12 protein-coding genes are annotated in these 16,175 nt (G+C 59.7%); all 12 read left to right on the forward strand.

The features are described from left to right. The first annotated feature begins 65 nt into the window (after nt 1–65). Nucleotides 66–2,453 (forward strand): outer membrane protein assembly factor BamA, encoded by a 2,388-nt coding sequence (gene bamA, locus PspCFBP13528_RS06370; protein WP_101219355.1) that lies wholly within the window; start codon nt 66–68, stop codon nt 2,451–2,453. A 45-nt stretch (nt 2,454–2,498) separates the two neighbouring features. Then, a complete protein-coding gene (locus PspCFBP13528_RS06375) occupies nt 2,499–3,002 on the forward strand; it encodes an OmpH family outer membrane protein (RefSeq protein ID WP_003189173.1) in 504 nt (167 codons plus the stop codon). 3 nt (nt 3,003–3,005) lie between these two features. Beyond that, nucleotides 3,006–4,061: a UDP-3-O-(3-hydroxymyristoyl)glucosamine N-acyltransferase gene (gene lpxD, locus PspCFBP13528_RS06380; RefSeq protein ID WP_065951940.1), complete on the forward strand. Its 1,056-nt coding sequence runs from the start codon at nt 3,006–3,008 to the stop codon at nt 4,059–4,061. 111 nt (nt 4,062–4,172) lie between these two features. Further along, a complete protein-coding gene (fabZ, locus tag PspCFBP13528_RS06385) occupies nt 4,173–4,613 on the forward strand; it encodes a 3-hydroxyacyl-ACP dehydratase FabZ (protein ID WP_003172281.1) in 441 nt (146 codons plus the stop codon). Continuing rightward, nucleotides 4,610–5,386, forward strand: coding sequence for an acyl-ACP--UDP-N-acetylglucosamine O-acyltransferase (gene lpxA, locus PspCFBP13528_RS06390; protein WP_057723196.1), 777 nt, complete (start codon nt 4,610–4,612; stop codon nt 5,384–5,386). Before fabZ ends, lpxA begins: the two co-directional genes overlap by 4 nt. Nucleotides 5,387–5,388: 2 nt before the next feature. Further along, the gene (gene lpxB / locus PspCFBP13528_RS06395) at nt 5,389–6,528 is read left to right on the forward strand and encodes a lipid-A-disaccharide synthase (RefSeq protein ID WP_137199825.1); all 1,140 of its coding nucleotides are present in this window, start codon (nt 5,389–5,391) and stop codon (nt 6,526–6,528) included. Further along, entirely contained in the window at nt 6,525–7,157 is a 633-nt protein-coding gene (gene rnhB, locus PspCFBP13528_RS06400) for a ribonuclease HII (RefSeq protein WP_065896980.1), read from the forward strand. The genes lpxB and rnhB overlap by 4 nt, the downstream gene beginning before the upstream one ends. A 77-nt stretch (nt 7,158–7,234) precedes the next feature. Beyond that, nucleotides 7,235–10,756 carry a DNA polymerase III subunit alpha gene (gene dnaE, locus PspCFBP13528_RS06405; protein WP_137199826.1) on the forward strand — a complete coding sequence of 1,174 codons (3,522 nt, stop codon included), beginning with the start codon at nt 7,235–7,237 and terminating at the stop codon, nt 10,754–10,756. 128 nt (nt 10,757–10,884) lie between these two features. Further along, nucleotides 10,885–11,832 (forward strand): acetyl-CoA carboxylase carboxyltransferase subunit alpha, encoded by a 948-nt coding sequence (locus tag PspCFBP13528_RS06410; protein ID WP_016976871.1) that lies wholly within the window; start codon nt 10,885–10,887, stop codon nt 11,830–11,832. A 162-nt stretch (nt 11,833–11,994) separates the two neighbouring features. Continuing rightward, a complete protein-coding gene (gene tilS / locus PspCFBP13528_RS06415; protein ID WP_137199827.1) occupies nt 11,995–13,314 on the forward strand; it encodes a tRNA lysidine(34) synthetase TilS in 1,320 nt (439 codons plus the stop codon). Nucleotides 13,315–13,587: 273 nt separating this feature from the next. Beyond that, the gene (locus tag PspCFBP13528_RS06420; RefSeq protein ID WP_065951944.1) at nt 13,588–15,219 is read left to right on the forward strand and encodes a CTP synthase; all 1,632 of its coding nucleotides are present in this window, start codon (nt 13,588–13,590) and stop codon (nt 15,217–15,219) included. Nucleotides 15,220–15,224: 5 nt separating this feature from the next. Continuing rightward, complete coding sequence (kdsA, locus tag PspCFBP13528_RS06425) at nt 15,225–16,070, forward strand: 3-deoxy-8-phosphooctulonate synthase (protein WP_065886101.1); 846 nt, start codon at nt 15,225–15,227, stop codon at nt 16,068–16,070. Nucleotides 16,071–16,175: the final 105 nt, after the last annotated feature.

Raw genomic sequence — 16,175 nt, forward strand, 5'->3', positions numbered from 1 at the left:
GAATTGCGAATCTGCCGCATTTTGCGGCAGTTTGTTTATTGCCAGTTGGAATAAGAAAGGACTTCATGAAACGTCTGCTGCTAACTGCGGTTCTCACCGTATTGATGATCGCCGAAGTTCACGCCGAGTCCTTCACCATCTCCGATATTCGCGTCAACGGCCTCCAGCGGGTTTCCGCGGGTAGCGTCTTTGGTGCCTTGCCGTTGAACGTCGGGGAACAGGCTGATGATCGTCGCCTGGTGGAATCCACTCGTGCGCTGTTCAAAACCGGGTTCTTTCAAGATATCCAACTGGGTCGCGAAGGCAATGTCCTGGTCATCACCGTCGTCGAGCGGCCTTCCGTCGCGAGTATCACGATCGAAGGCAACAAGGCCATCTCCACTGAAGACCTGATGAAAGGGTTGAAGCAGTCGGGCCTGGCCGAGGGCGAAATCTTCCAGCGCGCCACCCTCGAAGGTGTGCGTAACGAGCTGCAACGCCAGTACGTTGCCCAGGGCCGCTACTCGGCGAGCGTGGAAACGGAAGTGATCCCGCAGCCGCGTAACCGGGTAGGCCTGAAGGTCAACATCAACGAAGGCACCGTGGCGGCCATCCAGCATATCAACGTGGTGGGCAACACCAAGTTCGCTGATGAAGACCTGATCGACCTGTTCGAACTCAAGACCACCAACTGGTTGTCGTTCTTCAAGAACGATGACAAGTACGCCCGTGAAAAATTGTCCGGCGACCTGGAACGCCTGCGCTCCTACTACCTGGACCGTGGCTACATCAATATGGACATCGCTTCGACCCAGGTGTCCATCACCCCGGACAAGAAGCACGTCTACATCACTGTCAACGTCAACGAAGGCGAGAAGTACAAGGTTCGTGACGTCAAGCTCAGCGGTGACTTGAAAGTGCCTGAAGACCAGGTCAAGTCCCTGTTGCTGGTCCAGAAGGACCAGGTGTTCTCGCGCAAGCTGATGACCACCACCTCCGAGCTGATCACCCGTCGCCTGGGTAACGAAGGCTATACCTTCGCCAACGTCAACGGCGTGCCGACCCCGAACGATGAAGACCACACCGTGGACATCACGTTCGTCGTCGATCCAGGCAAGCGTGCCTACGTCAACCGCATCAACTTCCGTGGCAACACCAAGTCCTCGGACGAAGTGCTGCGTCGTGAAATGCGCCAGATGGAAGGCGGTTGGGCGTCGACTTACCTGATCGACCAATCCAAGACCCGACTTGAGCGCCTGGGCTTCTTCAAGGAAGTCAACGTTGAAACCCCGGCCGTACCGGGTGTGGATGACCAGGTCGACGTGAACTACGCCGTTGAAGAACAGGCCTCGGGCTCGATCACCGCCAGCGTCGGTTTCGCCCAGAGCGCCGGTTTGATCCTGGGGGGTTCCATTACCCAGAACAACTTCCTCGGTACCGGTAACCGTGTCTCCATCGGTCTGACCCGAAGCGAATACCAGAGCCGATACAACTTCGGCTACACCGACCCCTACTGGACTGCAGACGGTGTGAGCCTGGGCTACAACGCCTTCTATCGCACCACCGATTACAAAGACCTCGACGTTGACGTTGCAAGCTATGCGATCGACAGCCTCGGTGCCGGTGTGAACGTGGGTTACCCGATCAGCGAGACCTCGCGTCTCACCTTCGGCCTGACCGCGCAGCAGGATGAGATCAAGACCGGTGTGTACACCGTGGATGAGATTTTCGACTTCACCCGCCGTGAAGGCGACAAGTTCCTGAACTTCAAGGCGTCTGCCGGCTGGTCCGAGTCGACCCTGAACAAAGGTGTACTGGCAACCCGTGGCCATTCCCAGAGCCTGACTGCGGAAGTCACCACGCCGGGCAGCGACCTGTCGTTCTTCAAGCTCGATTATCGCGGCCAGTTGTTCCAGCCGTTGAGCGACAACTACACCATGCGCCTGCACACCGAGCTGGGCTATGGCGACGGCTATGGTTCGACCAACGGCTTGCCTTTCTATGAAAACTACTACGCGGGTGGCTTCAACTCGGTACGTGGCTTCAAGGACAGCACCCTGGGTCCTCGTGGTACGCCGAGCCGTGGCGAGGCGCTTACTGGTAACCGGGGCACTGTAGCTGACTCGGACAACGATCCGCTGCCGTTCGGCGGTAACGTACTGATCCAGGGTGGTGCGGAAATTCTGTTCCCGCTGCCATTCGTGAAAGATCAGCGTTCCCTGCGTACTTCGGTCTTCTGGGACGTGGGTAACGTGTTCGACTCCAAATGTGAACAGGTCACCAACCCGAACGGTTCGCGGTCCAACACCCAGTGCAACGACGTGAGCCTCAGCAATCTGGCGAGCTCCGTGGGTGTGGGTGTGACCTGGGTGACCGCGCTTGGCCCATTGAGCTTTGCTCTGGCCATGCCGATCAAGAAACCGGATAACGCTGAAACCCAGATTTTCCAATTCTCCCTTGGCCAGACGTTCTAAGCGTCTGACCTAAGATAACGACAACGGATTCTGTAGGAGTACATCGTGCGTAAGTTGACTCAATTGGTCTTGCTGGCCACTGTGCTGGTAACCACCCCGGCCTTCGCCGAAATGAAAATCGCCGTGCTGAACTATCAGATGGCCCTGCTGGAATCTGACGCGGCCAAGCGTTATGCCGTGGATGCCGAGAAGAAATTCGGTCCGCAACTGACCAAGCTCAAGACCCTGGAAAGCAGCGCCAAGGGCATCCAGGACCGCCTGGTTGCCGGTGGCGACAAGATGCAGCAAGGCGAGCGCGAGCGTCTGGAGCTTGAGTTCAAGCAAAAGGCCCGTGACTACCAGTTCCAATCCAAGGAGCTGAACGAAGCCAAGGCTGTTGCCGACCGCGAAATGCTCAAGCAGCTCAAGCCCAAGCTCGACAGCGCTGTGGAAGAAGTCATCAAGAAGGGTGCCTTTGACCTGGTGTTCGAGCGCGGCGCCGTGATTGACGTCAAGCCTCAATACGACATCACCCGCCAGGTGATCGAGCGCATGAACCAGCTGAAGTAAACCATGACTGCGACTATCAAGCTCGGCGAGTTGGCCGAGTTCCTGGGGGCCACCTTGCGTGGCTCCAAGGAGAAGGAAATCACTGGGCTAGCCACCTTGCAGGAGGCTGGCCCAGCTCAGTTGAGCTTCCTCGCAAACCCTCAATACCGTAAATACCTGGTCGATTGCCAAGCCGCAGCCGTGTTGCTCAAGGCCGCTGACGCCGAAGGGTTTATCGGGGATGCGCTGGTGGTGGCTGATCCCTACCTGTGCTACGCGAAAGCATCGCACCTGTTCGATCCCAAGCCGAAGGCGGCGGGTGGTATCCATCCGTCAGCGGTGATCGCGCAGGATGCGCAGGTCGATCCTGCGGCCAGCATTGGCGCTTTCGCGGTCATCGAGAGTGGCGCGCGTATTGGCGCTGGCGTCACCGTAGGCGCGCATTGCTTTATCGGTGCGCGCTGCGAAATCGGCGCCGATGGCTGGCTGGCGCCTCGCGTTACTCTTTACCACGATGTGCGTATCGGGCAGCGGGTGGTCATTCAGTCAGGTGCAGTGATCGGCGGTGAAGGCTTTGGCTTTGCCAATGCCAAAGGTATCTGGCACAAGATTGCCCAGGTCGGCGGCGTATTGATCGGTGACGACGTGGAAATCGGTGTCAACACCGCGGTCGATCGCGGGGCCCTGGCCGACACCGTGATTGGCAATGGCGTGAAGCTCGACAACCAGATCCAGATCGCCCACAACGTGCAGATTGGCGACCATACCGCCATGGCTGCCTGCGTGGGGATTTCCGGCAGCACTAAAATCGGCAAGCATTGCATGCTTGCCGGTGGCGTGGGGCTGGTGGGGCATATCGATATTTGCGACAACGTCTTCATCACTGGCATGACCATGGTCACTCACTCGATTACCGAGCCAGGGGCTTATTCATCCGGTACCGCCATGCAGCCTGCGGCTGAATGGCGCAAGAGTGCGGCGCGTCTGAGACAGCTCGACGACATGGCTCGACGTCTCAAACAGCTGGAAAAGCGTGTTGGGGACGTGACCCCTGGCGGTGATGCTTCATCAGAAGGCTGATACCATTTCCATATCAAGTGTGCACAGCCGATAGACTGCCTCCTTGATTTGCTAGCGGGGCGTGCTTTTAGTCCGCCCGCCCCCAATCTTTATTACAGGCTTCCCCCCGAAATGATGGACATCAACGAGATTCGCGAATACCTGCCTCACCGTTATCCGTTCCTGCTGGTGGATCGTGTAGTGGACCTCAATGTTGAGGAAAAGCGCATTCGTGCCTACAAGAATGTCAGCATCAACGAACCGTTTTTCAATGGTCACTTTCCTGCGCATCCCATCATGCCGGGCGTGTTGATCATCGAAGCAATGGCCCAGGCTGCCGGTATCCTTGGTTTCAAAATGCTTGACCTCAAGCCTGCCGACGGCACGCTTTACTATTTCGTGGGTTCCGACAAGTTGCGTTTCCGCAATCCGGTCACTCCCGGTGACCAGTTGATCCTGGAAGCCAAGTTCATCAGTTGCAAGCGCCAGATCTGGAAGTTCGAATGCCAGGCTTCGGTGGATGGCAAGCCGGTGTGCTCTGCCGAGATCATCTGTGCGGAACGCAAACTATGAGTTTGATTGACCCTCGCGCAATCATCGATCCGTCGGCCGTACTGGCCGCCGACGTTGAGGTCGGCCCCTGGTCGATCGTCGGCGCAGGTGTGGAAATCGGCGAGGGGACTGTCATCGGGCCACACGTGATCCTCAAGGGTCCGACCCGCATTGGCAAACACAATCGTATCTACCAGTTTTCCTCAGTAGGCGAAGACACCCCGGACATGAAGTACAAGGGTGAAGAAACACGCCTGGTCATCGGTGACCACAACATCATCCGTGAAGGCGTGACCATTCACCGTGGCACCGTGCAGGATCGAGCCGAGACCACGTTGGGTGATCACAACCTGGTGATGGCCTATGCGCATATCGGCCACGACAGCGTGATTGGCAACCATTGCATCCTGGTCAACAACACCGCGTTGGCCGGGCACGTGCATGTGGATGATTGGGCGATCCTGTCCGGTTTCACCCTGGTGCATCAATATTGCCATATCGGCGCCCACAGCTTTTCCGGCATGGGCACCGCCATCGGCAAGGATGTCCCTGCATTCGTCACGGTGTTCGGCAATCCTGCCGAAGCCCGCAGCATGAATTTCGAAGGCATGCGCCGTCGCGGTTTCAGCGACGACGCAATCCAGGCCCTGCGCCGCGCCTACAAGACGGTTTACCGTCAAGGGCTGACGGTTGAGCAGGCCCTGATCGAACTGGCCGAGCCGGCAGCGTCGTTCCCGGAAGTCGCGGTGTTTCGTGACTCGATCCAGGCGTCGACTCGCGGCATTACCCGCTGATCATGGCCAAGTTGCGTATCGCATTGGTCGCCGGGGAAGCTTCCGGCGATATCCTCGGCGCCGGCCTGATGCGGGCTCTGAAAGTCCGGCACCCCGCAATCGAATTTATCGGCGTGGGTGGCCCCTTGATGCAGGCCGAAGGCCTCACCTCCTACTTTCCGATGGAGCGCCTGTCGGTCATGGGGTTGGTCGAGGTGCTGGGGCGCCTGCGTGAATTGCTTGCTCGGCGCAAGCTACTGATCAAGACGCTGATCGATGAAAGGCCCGACGTCTTTATCGGTATCGATGCCCCGGACTTCACCCTCAACATTGAACTCAAGTTGCGCCAGGCCGGGATCAAGACCGTGCACTATGTCAGCCCGTCCGTATGGGCGTGGCGGCAAAAGCGTGTGCTGAAGATTCGCCAAGGCTGCGACTTGATGCTGACCCTGCTGCCGTTCGAGGCCAGGTTCTACGAAGAGCAGGGCGTGCCGGTGCGGTTTGTCGGCCATACCCTGGCCGATGCCATTCCTTTGCACGCTGACCGTGACGCGGCGCGTACCGAACTGGGGTTGGCCGCCGGCCCGCTGGTCGCGTTGATGCCGGGTAGCCGGGGAGGGGAAGTCGGACGTCTTGGCAGCCTGTTTTTTGATGCCGCCGAACGCCTGCAAACACTCAAGCCGGGCGTTCGTTTTGTGCTGCCGTGCGCCAGCCCGCAGCGTCGCGCGCAAATTGAAACATTGCTGGAGGGGCGCAACCTGCCGCTGACCCTGCTCGACGGCCAGTCGCACCTGGCCCTGGCCGCCTGCGATGCCGTATTGATTGCGTCGGGCACCGCAACCCTGGAAGCCCTGCTGTACAAACGTCCGATGGTGGTGGCCTATCGGCTGGCGCCGCTGACCTTCTGGATTCTCAAGCGCATGGTCAAAAGCCCGTACATTTCCTTGCCTAACCTGCTGGCTCAACGGTTGCTGGTGCCGGAGTTGTTGCAGGACGATGCTAAGCCCGAAGCGCTTGCGCAAACGCTACTACCCTTGATTGATGGCGGCGAAGAGCAGACCCGTGGTTTCGACGCTATTCACCGCACCTTGCGCCGTGATGCCTCGAACCAGGCGGCGGATGCCGTGCTGAACCTGATCGGCCAAAAACAGGAAGCTTTATGAGTACGCAGATGGGCCTGGATTTCAGCCTGGTTGCACAGGCCCACGAACTGGTGGCGGGTGTCGACGAAGTCGGGCGCGGCCCGTTGTGCGGTGCGGTCGTAACGGCGGCGGTGATCCTCGACCCGAACCGTCCGATCCTGGGCCTTAATGATTCGAAAAAACTCACTGAAGCCCGTCGTGAAAAACTCTATGACGAGATCTGTGAAAAGGCCTTGAGTTGGCATATCGCCCGGGCGGAAGTCGAAGAAATCGACGAACTGAACATCCTGCACGCCACCATGCTTGCCATGCAGCGTGCAGTTGAAGGGCTGCATATCACCCCCAGGCTGGCGATGATTGACGGTAACCGTTGCCCCAAACTGGCGATGCGCGCCGAGGCCGTGGTCCAGGGTGACAGCAAGGTGCCGGCCATTGCGGCGGCGTCGATCCTGGCCAAGGTCAGCCGCGACCGCGAAATGGCGGCTTTCGATCTGGTTTACCCGGGCTACGGCATGGGCGGCCATAAAGGCTACCCGACGCCCGTTCATCTGGAAGCCCTGGCGCGACTCGGTCCTACGCCGATCCACCGCCGCTCGTTCGCCCCGGTGCGCCAGGCTTATGAGCTGCGCGAGAGCCTCAGCGAGGTGTAGTCGCGAGGCTGATGTTTTGCTCCAGGCCCGGTACAATCCCGGGCCTTGTCGTTTCCAAGTTACTGCACAGGATCACTATGCCGGCTTCATTCGTTCATCTACGCCTGCACACTGAATACTCCCTGGTCGACGGCCTGGTGCGGATCAAACCGCTGGTCAAGACCCTGGTGGGCATGAACATGCCGGCGGTGGCGGTTACCGACCAGAACAACATGTGCTCCCTGGTCAAGTTCTACAAAAACGCCATGGGCGCAGGTATCAAGCCGATCTGTGGCGCCGACCTGTGGCTGTCCAACAAAGACCCGGATAATCCGCTGAGCCGCATCAGCCTGCTGGCGATGAACGGCGTGGGTTATCGCAACCTGACCGAGCTGATTTCCCGTGGCTTTATCGATGGTCAGCGCAATGGCTCGATCATCATCGAGCGCGAGTGGGTGGCCGAAGCCAGCGAAGGCGTGATCATGCTCTCGGCCGCCAAGGAGGGCGAGGTTGGTATCGCGCTGCTGGGTGGCAACCCGCAGGAAGCCGAAGTGCTGGCCCGCGAATGGATGCAGGTGTTCCCCGACCGCTTCTACCTCGAAGTGCAGCGCACCAACCGCCCCAACGATGAAGAGCATCTGCACGCCGCCGTGGCCCTGGCCGACAAGCTGGGCGCGCCGCTGGTGGCGACCAACGATGTGCGCTTTATCAAGAAGGAAGATTTCGAAGCCCACGAAACCCGCGTGTGCATCGGCGAAGGCCGCGCCCTGGATGACCCGCGCCGTTCGAAGAACTACAGCGAAGAGCAGTACCTCAAAAGCGCCGAGGAAATGGCCGAACTGTTCAGCGACTTGCCCGAGGCCCTGGAAAACTCGGTCGAAATCGCCAAGCGCTGCAACATCGAAGTGAAGCTGGGCAAGCACTTTTTGCCCAACTTCCCGATTCCCGATGGCATGACCATCGACGAGTACTTTCGCAAGGTGTCGTTCGATGGCCTGGAGGATCGCCTGCGCGTCCTGTTGCCCAGGGACACCACCGAAGATTACGAAGCCAAGCGCCAGGTCTACGTCGATCGGCTGAATTTCGAGCTGGATATCATTATCCAGATGGGGTTCCCCGGTTACTTCCTGATCGTGATGGACTTTATTCAGTGGGCCAAGAACAACGGCGTACCGGTAGGTCCGGGCCGTGGGTCAGGTGCGGGCTCGTTGGTGGCCTACGTGCAGAAGATCACCGACCTTGACCCGTTGGAATATGACCTGCTGTTCGAACGCTTCCTGAACCCGGAACGTGTATCCATGCCCGACTTCGACGTCGACTTCTGCATGGACGGCCGCGATCGCGTGATCGAATACGTGGCCGAGAAATACGGTCGTAATGCGGTGAGCCAGATCATCACCTTCGGTTCCATGGCCGCCAAAGCTGTAATCCGCGACGTGGCCCGGGTGCAGGGCAAGTCCTACGGGCTGGCTGACCGCCTGTCGAAGATGATCCCGTTCGAAGTCGGCATGACCCTGGAAAAAGCCTACGAGCAGGAAGAAATCCTGCGCGACTTCATCAAGGTCGATGAAGAAGCCGCCGAAATCTGGGACATGGCGCGCAAGCTCGAAGGCGTGGTGCGTAACGTCGGTAAACACGCCGGCGGCGTGGTGATCGCGCCGACCAAGCTGACTGACTTCTCGCCGATCTACTGCGACGAAGAAGGTGACGGCCTGGTTACCCAGTTCGACAAGGATGACGTGGAGGCGGCCGGCCTGGTGAAGTTCGACTTCCTCGGCCTGCGCACCCTGACGATCATCGACTGGGCGCTCAAGACCATCAACCGCGACCGCGCCAAGGTGGGCGAGGAACCGCTGGATATCGCATTCATCCCTCTGGACGACAAACCGACCTACAGCCTGCTGCAAAAAGCCGAAACCACGGCAGTGTTCCAGCTTGAATCCCGGGGCATGAAGGAGCTGATCAAAAAGCTCAAGCCCGACTGCCTGGAAGACCTGATCGCACTGGTGGCCCTGTTCCGTCCGGGGCCGTTGCAATCGGGCATGGTGGATGACTTCATCAACCGTAAGCACGGCCGCGCCGAGCTGGCGTACCCGCACTCCGACTATCAGTACGAAGGCCTCAAGCCGGTACTGGCGCCAACCTACGGCATCATCCTGTATCAGGAACAGGTGATGCAGATTGCCCAGGTCATGGCGGGCTACACCCTCGGCGGCGCGGACATGTTGCGTCGCGCCATGGGTAAAAAGAAACCTGAAGAAATGGCCAAGCAGCGCGGCGGTTTCATTGAGGGCTGTGCCACCAACAATATCGACGCCGACCTGGCCGGTAACATCTTCGACCTGGTGGAGAAATTCGCCGGTTACGGCTTCAACAAATCCCACTCCGCCGCTTATGGCCTGGTGTCGTACCAGACCGCCTGGCTGAAAGCCCACTATCCGGCGCCGTTCATGGCGGCGGTACTCTCGGCGGATATGCACAACACCGACAAGGTCGTGACCTTGATCGAGGAAGTGCGCACCATGAAGCTGCGCCTCGACGCGCCGGACGTGAACGCCTCGGAGTTCAAGTTCACGGTGAACGACGAAGGCCGCATCATTTATGGCCTCGGCGCGATCAAGGGGGTAGGTGAAGGCCCGGTGGAAGCCATCACCGAAGCGCGTCAGGACGGGCCCTTCAAGGATCTGTTCGACTTCTGTGCGCGGGTCGACCTCAAGCGTATCAACAAACGCACCCTTGACGGCCTGATCCGCAGCGGCGCGCTGGACCGCCTTGGCCCGTATTTCCATGACGAGCCGAAGGCTTACCAGGCCAATATCGACCGCAATCGCGCGGTGTTGCTCACCGCTATGGAAGAAGCGATCAAGGCTGCCGAACAGACTGCCCGTACCCATGACAGCGGCCACGCCGACCTGTTTGGCGGATTGTTCGTCGAAGAAGACGCGGATGTGTATGCCAACCATCGCAAGGCCAAGGAACTGACCCTCAAGGAACGTCTCAAGGGCGAGAAAGACACCTTGGGCCTGTACCTCACCGGTCACCCGATTGACGAGTACGAAGGCGAAATCCGCCGTTTTGCCCGCCAGCGCATCATCGACCTGAAACCGGCCCGGGACACCCAGACCGTCGCCGGCATGATCATCGCCCTGCGCGTGATGAAGAATAAGAAGGGCGACAAGATGGGCTTCATCACCCTCGATGACCGCTCGGGCCGGATCGAAGCCTCGCTGTTTGCCGACGCGTTCCACTCCGCCCAGTCGCTGCTGCAGACCGACGCCATGGTGGTGGTGGAGGGGGAGGTCAGCAACGACGATTTCTCCGGCGGCCTGCGCCTGCGCATCAAGCGGGTGATGAGCATGGAAGATGCACGCACCAATCTGGCTGAAAGCCTGCGCCTGAAAGTCAAGACCGAGGCACTCAAGGGCGATCAGCTACGCTGGTTGGGTGACCTGCTCAAGCGTCACCGTGGCGCGTGCCCGGTGACCATGGAGTACACCGGCAACGACGCCAAGGCCATGCTGCAGTTTGGCGAGACCTGGCGAATTGATCCGGCTGACGGCTTGATTCAAGCTTTGCGTGACCAGTTCGGGCGAGACAACGTCTTCCTCCAATACCGTTGACGGTCAGCGCCCCTGACCTCGGCTGAACATTTAATCTCGACCTAACCGCGCCTCTCCCTTAAGGTAGGGCGCGAATAGACAACCGGCTGGCCAGGCACTCCTTGGCCGTCGACCCAAGACGGACGCTTATGAACCCGAATTTTCTTGATTTCGAACAGCCGATCGCTGACCTGCAAGCCAAGATCGAAGAGCTGCGCCTGGTCGGCAACGATAATTCGCTGAACATCGGCGATGAGATCGCCCGCCTGCAAGACAAGAGCAGCACGCTCACCGAAGACATCTTCGGCAAGCTGACCAGCTGGCAGATCGCGCGCCTGGCCCGCCACCCGCGCCGTCCGTACACCCTGGACTACATTCAGCACATTTTCACCGAATTCGACGAGCTGCATGGCGACCGCCACTTCTCGGACGACGCGGCTATCGTGGGCGGTATCGCTCGCCTGGACGACCAGCCGGTAATGGTGATCGGCCATCAGAAAGGCCGTGAAGTGCGCGAAAAAGTGCGTCGCAACTTCGGCATGCCACGTCCGGAAGGCTACCGCAAGGCGTGCCGCCTGATGGAAATGGCCGAACGCTTCAAGATGCCGATCCTGACCTTCATCGACACGCCGGGTGCCTACCCTGGGATCGACGCCGAAGAGCGCAACCAGAGCGAGGCGATTGCCTGGAACCTGCGCGTCATGGCGCGCCTGAAAACCCCGATTATCGCGACTGTGATCGGTGAAGGCGGTTCCGGCGGTGCGTTGGCCATTGGCGTCTGCGACCAGCTGAACATGCTGCAATATTCGACCTACGCGGTGATTTCGCCGGAAGGTTGCGCTTCGATCCTGTGGAAAACCGCCGAAAAGGCGCCGGACGCAGCTGAAGCCATGGGCATCACCGCTGATCGCCTCAAAGGCCTGGGGATCGTGGACAAAGTGATCGCCGAGCCACTGGGCGGCGCACACCGTGACCCGGCTGCCGCTGCCGCAACCATCCGTGCCGAACTGGGCTCGCAACTGGCGATGCTCAAGAAGCTGGATAACGAAGCGCTGCTGGCCCGTCGTTATGAGCGTTTGATGAGTTACGGCCTCTAAGTCGACACCGTAACTTGATGTGGGAGGGGGCTTGCTCCCGATTGCCGAGTATCAGTCACCGTATCGAGTGACTGGCACAGGGCTATCGGGGGCAAGCCCTCTCCCACATTTGCTTTGTGTATGCTTGACGAACGTATTTCAGATTTGCGGCGGTAACCTGTGATGAAATCAATCCTGCCGGCCCGACTCCTGAAAACCCTGGCTCCCTGGCGCAACGCCTCGGCCTGGCACATCGCATTCTCCGGTGGCCTGGATTCCACCGTCCTGCTGCACCTTCTGGCCTCCCTGGCAAAAACCGAAGCGCTTCCGCCGCTCAGTCCCGTGCATGTCCATCATGGCCTGCAAACGGCCGCCGACGCCTGGCCCCATCATTGCCAGTCGGTCTGCAACAGCCTCGGCGTGCCCTTGCGCATCCTGCGCGTGCAGGTACAACCCGGTGCCAGCCTTGAGCGCGCGGCACGTGACGCACGTTATCTGGCCTTCGCCGGGGTGATCGGGGCAGGGGAGGTGTTGCTTACCGGTCAACATCGCGACGATCAAGCCGAAACCCTGTTGTTCCGCCTGCTGCGCGGTGCGGGCGTGCGTGGGCTTGCCGCAATGCCTGCGCATCGTACGTTGGCGGCAGGTCATCTGGTGCGACCGCTGCTGGATGTCGGGCGTGTCGAGCTGCAGGCCTACGCCCACGAACATCACTTGAAGTGGATCGAAGACCCTTCGAACGCCGATCCACGCTTCTCCCGTAATTATCTTCGGCACCATGTCTTTCCAGGGCTGGCGCAGCGCTGGCCGCACGTGGTTTCAAGCCTGGCCCGCACGGCTGGGCATTTGGGAGAAGCCCAGGGTTTGCTCGATGAGCTGGCCGTTATGGACCAGCAGCGCGCCGATCAACCCTCACCGTTTCCCTGGTTGCCTTTGCGCTCTTTGCTTCTTGCGCCCTTGCGCGAGCTTTCCGACGCCCGTCAGCGCAACGCACTGCGCCATTGGCTGGCGCCACTGACCCGCCTACCCGACAGCGAGCACTGGGCCGGCTGGTTTTCCCTGCGCGATGCCAAGGGTGATGCACAGCCGGTATGGCGTCTGGCCGACGGCGAGTTGCACCGCTGTGGCGAGCGCATCTGGTGGTTGCCCTTTATGTGGTCGGAATTTTCCGACGCATCGGTGAGCTGGCCCGATGCGCAAAAAACACTCGAGTTACCTGGAAACGGTCGGTTGAAACTGATCGGCGAGGTGCCTGGAGGTCCGCTGGAGGTCCGCTATCGGCAGGGTGGCGAAATCATCGAAGTGCCAGGTCGCGGCCGACGCGACCTGAAGCGTCTGTTCAATGAGTGTGGTGTGCCCGGGTTCGTCCGTGGCAGATTGCCGCTGCTGTATCGGGGCGAGCGATTGCTGGCTGTGCCAACGCTTGCGGGGTTCTGGGGCGGCTCGTCGGATGGCTGGCAATTACATTGGTTGCCACAGACCTGCGATCAAGGTTTGAGCTGATAGCGCCTTTCCGGTAGACTACGCTCCCTTCTTGATACAACTTCTGTGGATTCGCCTGAATCGCAGCAGTTGCCGATTACCAAGCAGTCTTTGCTGGGCGATTCCAAAAAATGTGTAGCGATCAACGTACCGGTGTTCCATTGCTGGTCTGTCACAACGCGGCGGTTTTTTTGAAAGGTGCACTGTGATTAATGCAGGTGATCGGGGGCTTCGGCCTCTCTTCGCTTTCCCCGGCGGCTCGGACCGCTTTAACGCAGACTTCTAGGGTTTTTCATGACGCGCTACATATTCGTCACGGGCGGTGTTGTTTCTTCATTGGGGAAAGGCATTGCCTCCGCTTCATTGGCGGCCATCCTGGAGGCGCGGGGGCTTAAAGTCACCATGCTCAAGCTGGACCCGTACATCAACGTCGACCCGGGCACCATGAGCCCGTTCCAGCACGGTGAGGTGTTCGTCACGCATGACGGCGCCGAGACCGACCTGGACCTGGGCCACTACGAGCGGTTCATCCGCACGACCATGACCCAGAACAACAACTTCACCACCGGCCGTGTCTACGAGCACGTGCTGCGCAAGGAGCGCCGTGGTGACTACCTGGGTGCAACCATCCAGGTGATCCCGCACATCACCGACGAAATCAAACGCCGCATCATCAAGGGCGCGGGCGATGCCGACGTGGCGATGGTCGAGATCGGTGGCACCGTGGGTGACATCGAATCCCAACCGTTCCTCGAAGCCATCCGCCAGTTGCGTTTCGAAGTCGGTGCCAAGCGCGCAATGCTGATGCACCTGACATTGGTGCCCTACATCGCGACCGCCGGCGAAACCAAAACCAAGCCTACCCAGCACTCGGTCAAGGAACTGCGTTCCATCGGCCTGCAGCCGGATGTGCTGGTGTGCCGCTCCGATCACCCGATCGATATTTCCTCGCGTCGCAAGATCGCGCAGTTCACCAACGTTGAAGAACGTGCGGTGATTGCCCTGGAAGACGCCGATACCATCTACAAGATCCCGGGCATCCTGCATTCGCAAGGCCTGGACGATTTTGTGGTCGAGCGTTTCGGCCTGCAATGCAACGGCGCGGACCTGTCCGAGTGGGAGGCCGTGGTCGACGCCAAGCTCAACCCTGAGCACGAAGTCACCATCGCCATGGTCGGCAAGTACATGGAACTGCTGGATGCTTACAAGTCGCTGATCGAAGCGATGAGTCATGCCGGCATCAGCAACCGTACCAAGGTCAACCTGCGCTACATTGATTCCGAAGACATCGAGAATCAGGGCACCGCGCTGCTTGAAGGCGTGGATGCGATCCTGGTTCCCGGCGGTTTCGGCCTGCGCGGCGTGGAAGGCAAGATCACTGCCGTGCAATACGCTCGCGAGAACAAGGTGCCTTACCTGGGTATCTGCCTGGGCATGCAAGTGGCCGTTATCGAATTCGCCCGTAACGTGATGGGCTGGAAAGACGCCAACTCCACCGAGTTCGATCACACCAGCGGCCATCCGGTCGTGGGCCTGATCACCGAATGGGAAGACGCCACCGGCGCCGTCGAAACCCGTACCGAAAGCTCCGACCTGGGCGGCACCATGCGCCTTGGCGCACAGGACTGCCTGCTGGAACCGGGTTCCCTGGTTCACGATTGCTACGGCAAGGACGTGATCGTCGAGCGTCACCGTCATCGCTACGAAGTGAACAACAATTTGCTGCCGAAAATCATGAACGCCGGCCTGAAAATCTCCGGTCGCTCCGGTGATGGCGCGTTGGTTGAAGTGGTCGAGGCGCCGGATCACCCGTGGTTCGTGGCCTGCCAGTTCCACCCTGAGTTCACCTCGACGCCGCGCGACGGTCATCCGTTGTTCAGCGGTTTCGTCAAAGCTGCACTGACGCAACATCAGAAGAAGGCATAACCCTGATGGCCCAGAAGATCATTCGCGTAGGCGACATCGAAATTGCCAACGACAAGCCCATGGTGCTGTTCGGCGGCATGAACGTACTGGAAAGCCGCGACATGGCGATGCAGGTCTGTGAAGAGTACGTGCGGGTTACCCAGAAACTGGGTATCCCTTACGTGTTCAAGGCCAGCTTCGACAAGGCCAACCGTTCGTCCGTGACCTCCTATCGCGGCCCGGGCCTTGAAGAAGGCATGCGGATCTTCCAGGACATCAAGCAAGCCTTCGGCGTGCCGATCATCACCGACGTCCACGAGCCTGAGCAGGCTGCCGTGGTTGCCGAGGTGTGCGACATCATCCAGCTGCCGGCCTTTCTGTCGCGCCAGACCGACCTGGTTGTCGCGATGGCCAGGACCGGCGCTGTGATCAATATCAAGAAAGCCCAGTTCCTCGCACCTCAGGAAATGAAGCATATCCTGAGCAAATGCGTGGAGGCAGGTAACGACCAGTTGATCCTCTGCGAGCGTGGTTCGAGCTTCGGCTACAACAACCTCGTGGTGGACATGCTCGGTTTCGGCATCATGAAACAGTTCGAATACCCGGTGTTCTTCGACGTGACCCACGCGCTGCAAATGCCCGGTGGTCGCTCGGATTCCGCCGGTGGGCGTCGTGCCCAGGTCACCGACCTGGCCAAGGCGGGCATGAGCCAGTCCCTGGCCGGCCTGTTCCTGGAAGCCCACCCGGACCCGGACAACGCCAAGTGCGACGGCCCCTGTGCCTTGCGCCTGGACAAGCTGGAGCCGTTCCTGGCCCAGCTCAAGCAGTTGGACGAGCTGGTCAAGAGTTTTCCGACGGTAGAAACCGCGTAAGCGGCGTTTCTCCGGTAGAATTTCCCACGCTTTATGCTCAGGCCCCTGGCCTGAGCCTTGTCGTCTGCAAGCCTGCCCTGTTGTTCCACCCTTGCGGTCGGTCAA

This window comes from Pseudomonas sp. CFBP13528 (genome assembly GCF_005233615.1).
Taxonomy (GTDB): Bacteria; Pseudomonadota; Gammaproteobacteria; order Pseudomonadales; family Pseudomonadaceae; genus Aquipseudomonas; species Aquipseudomonas fluorescens_AM.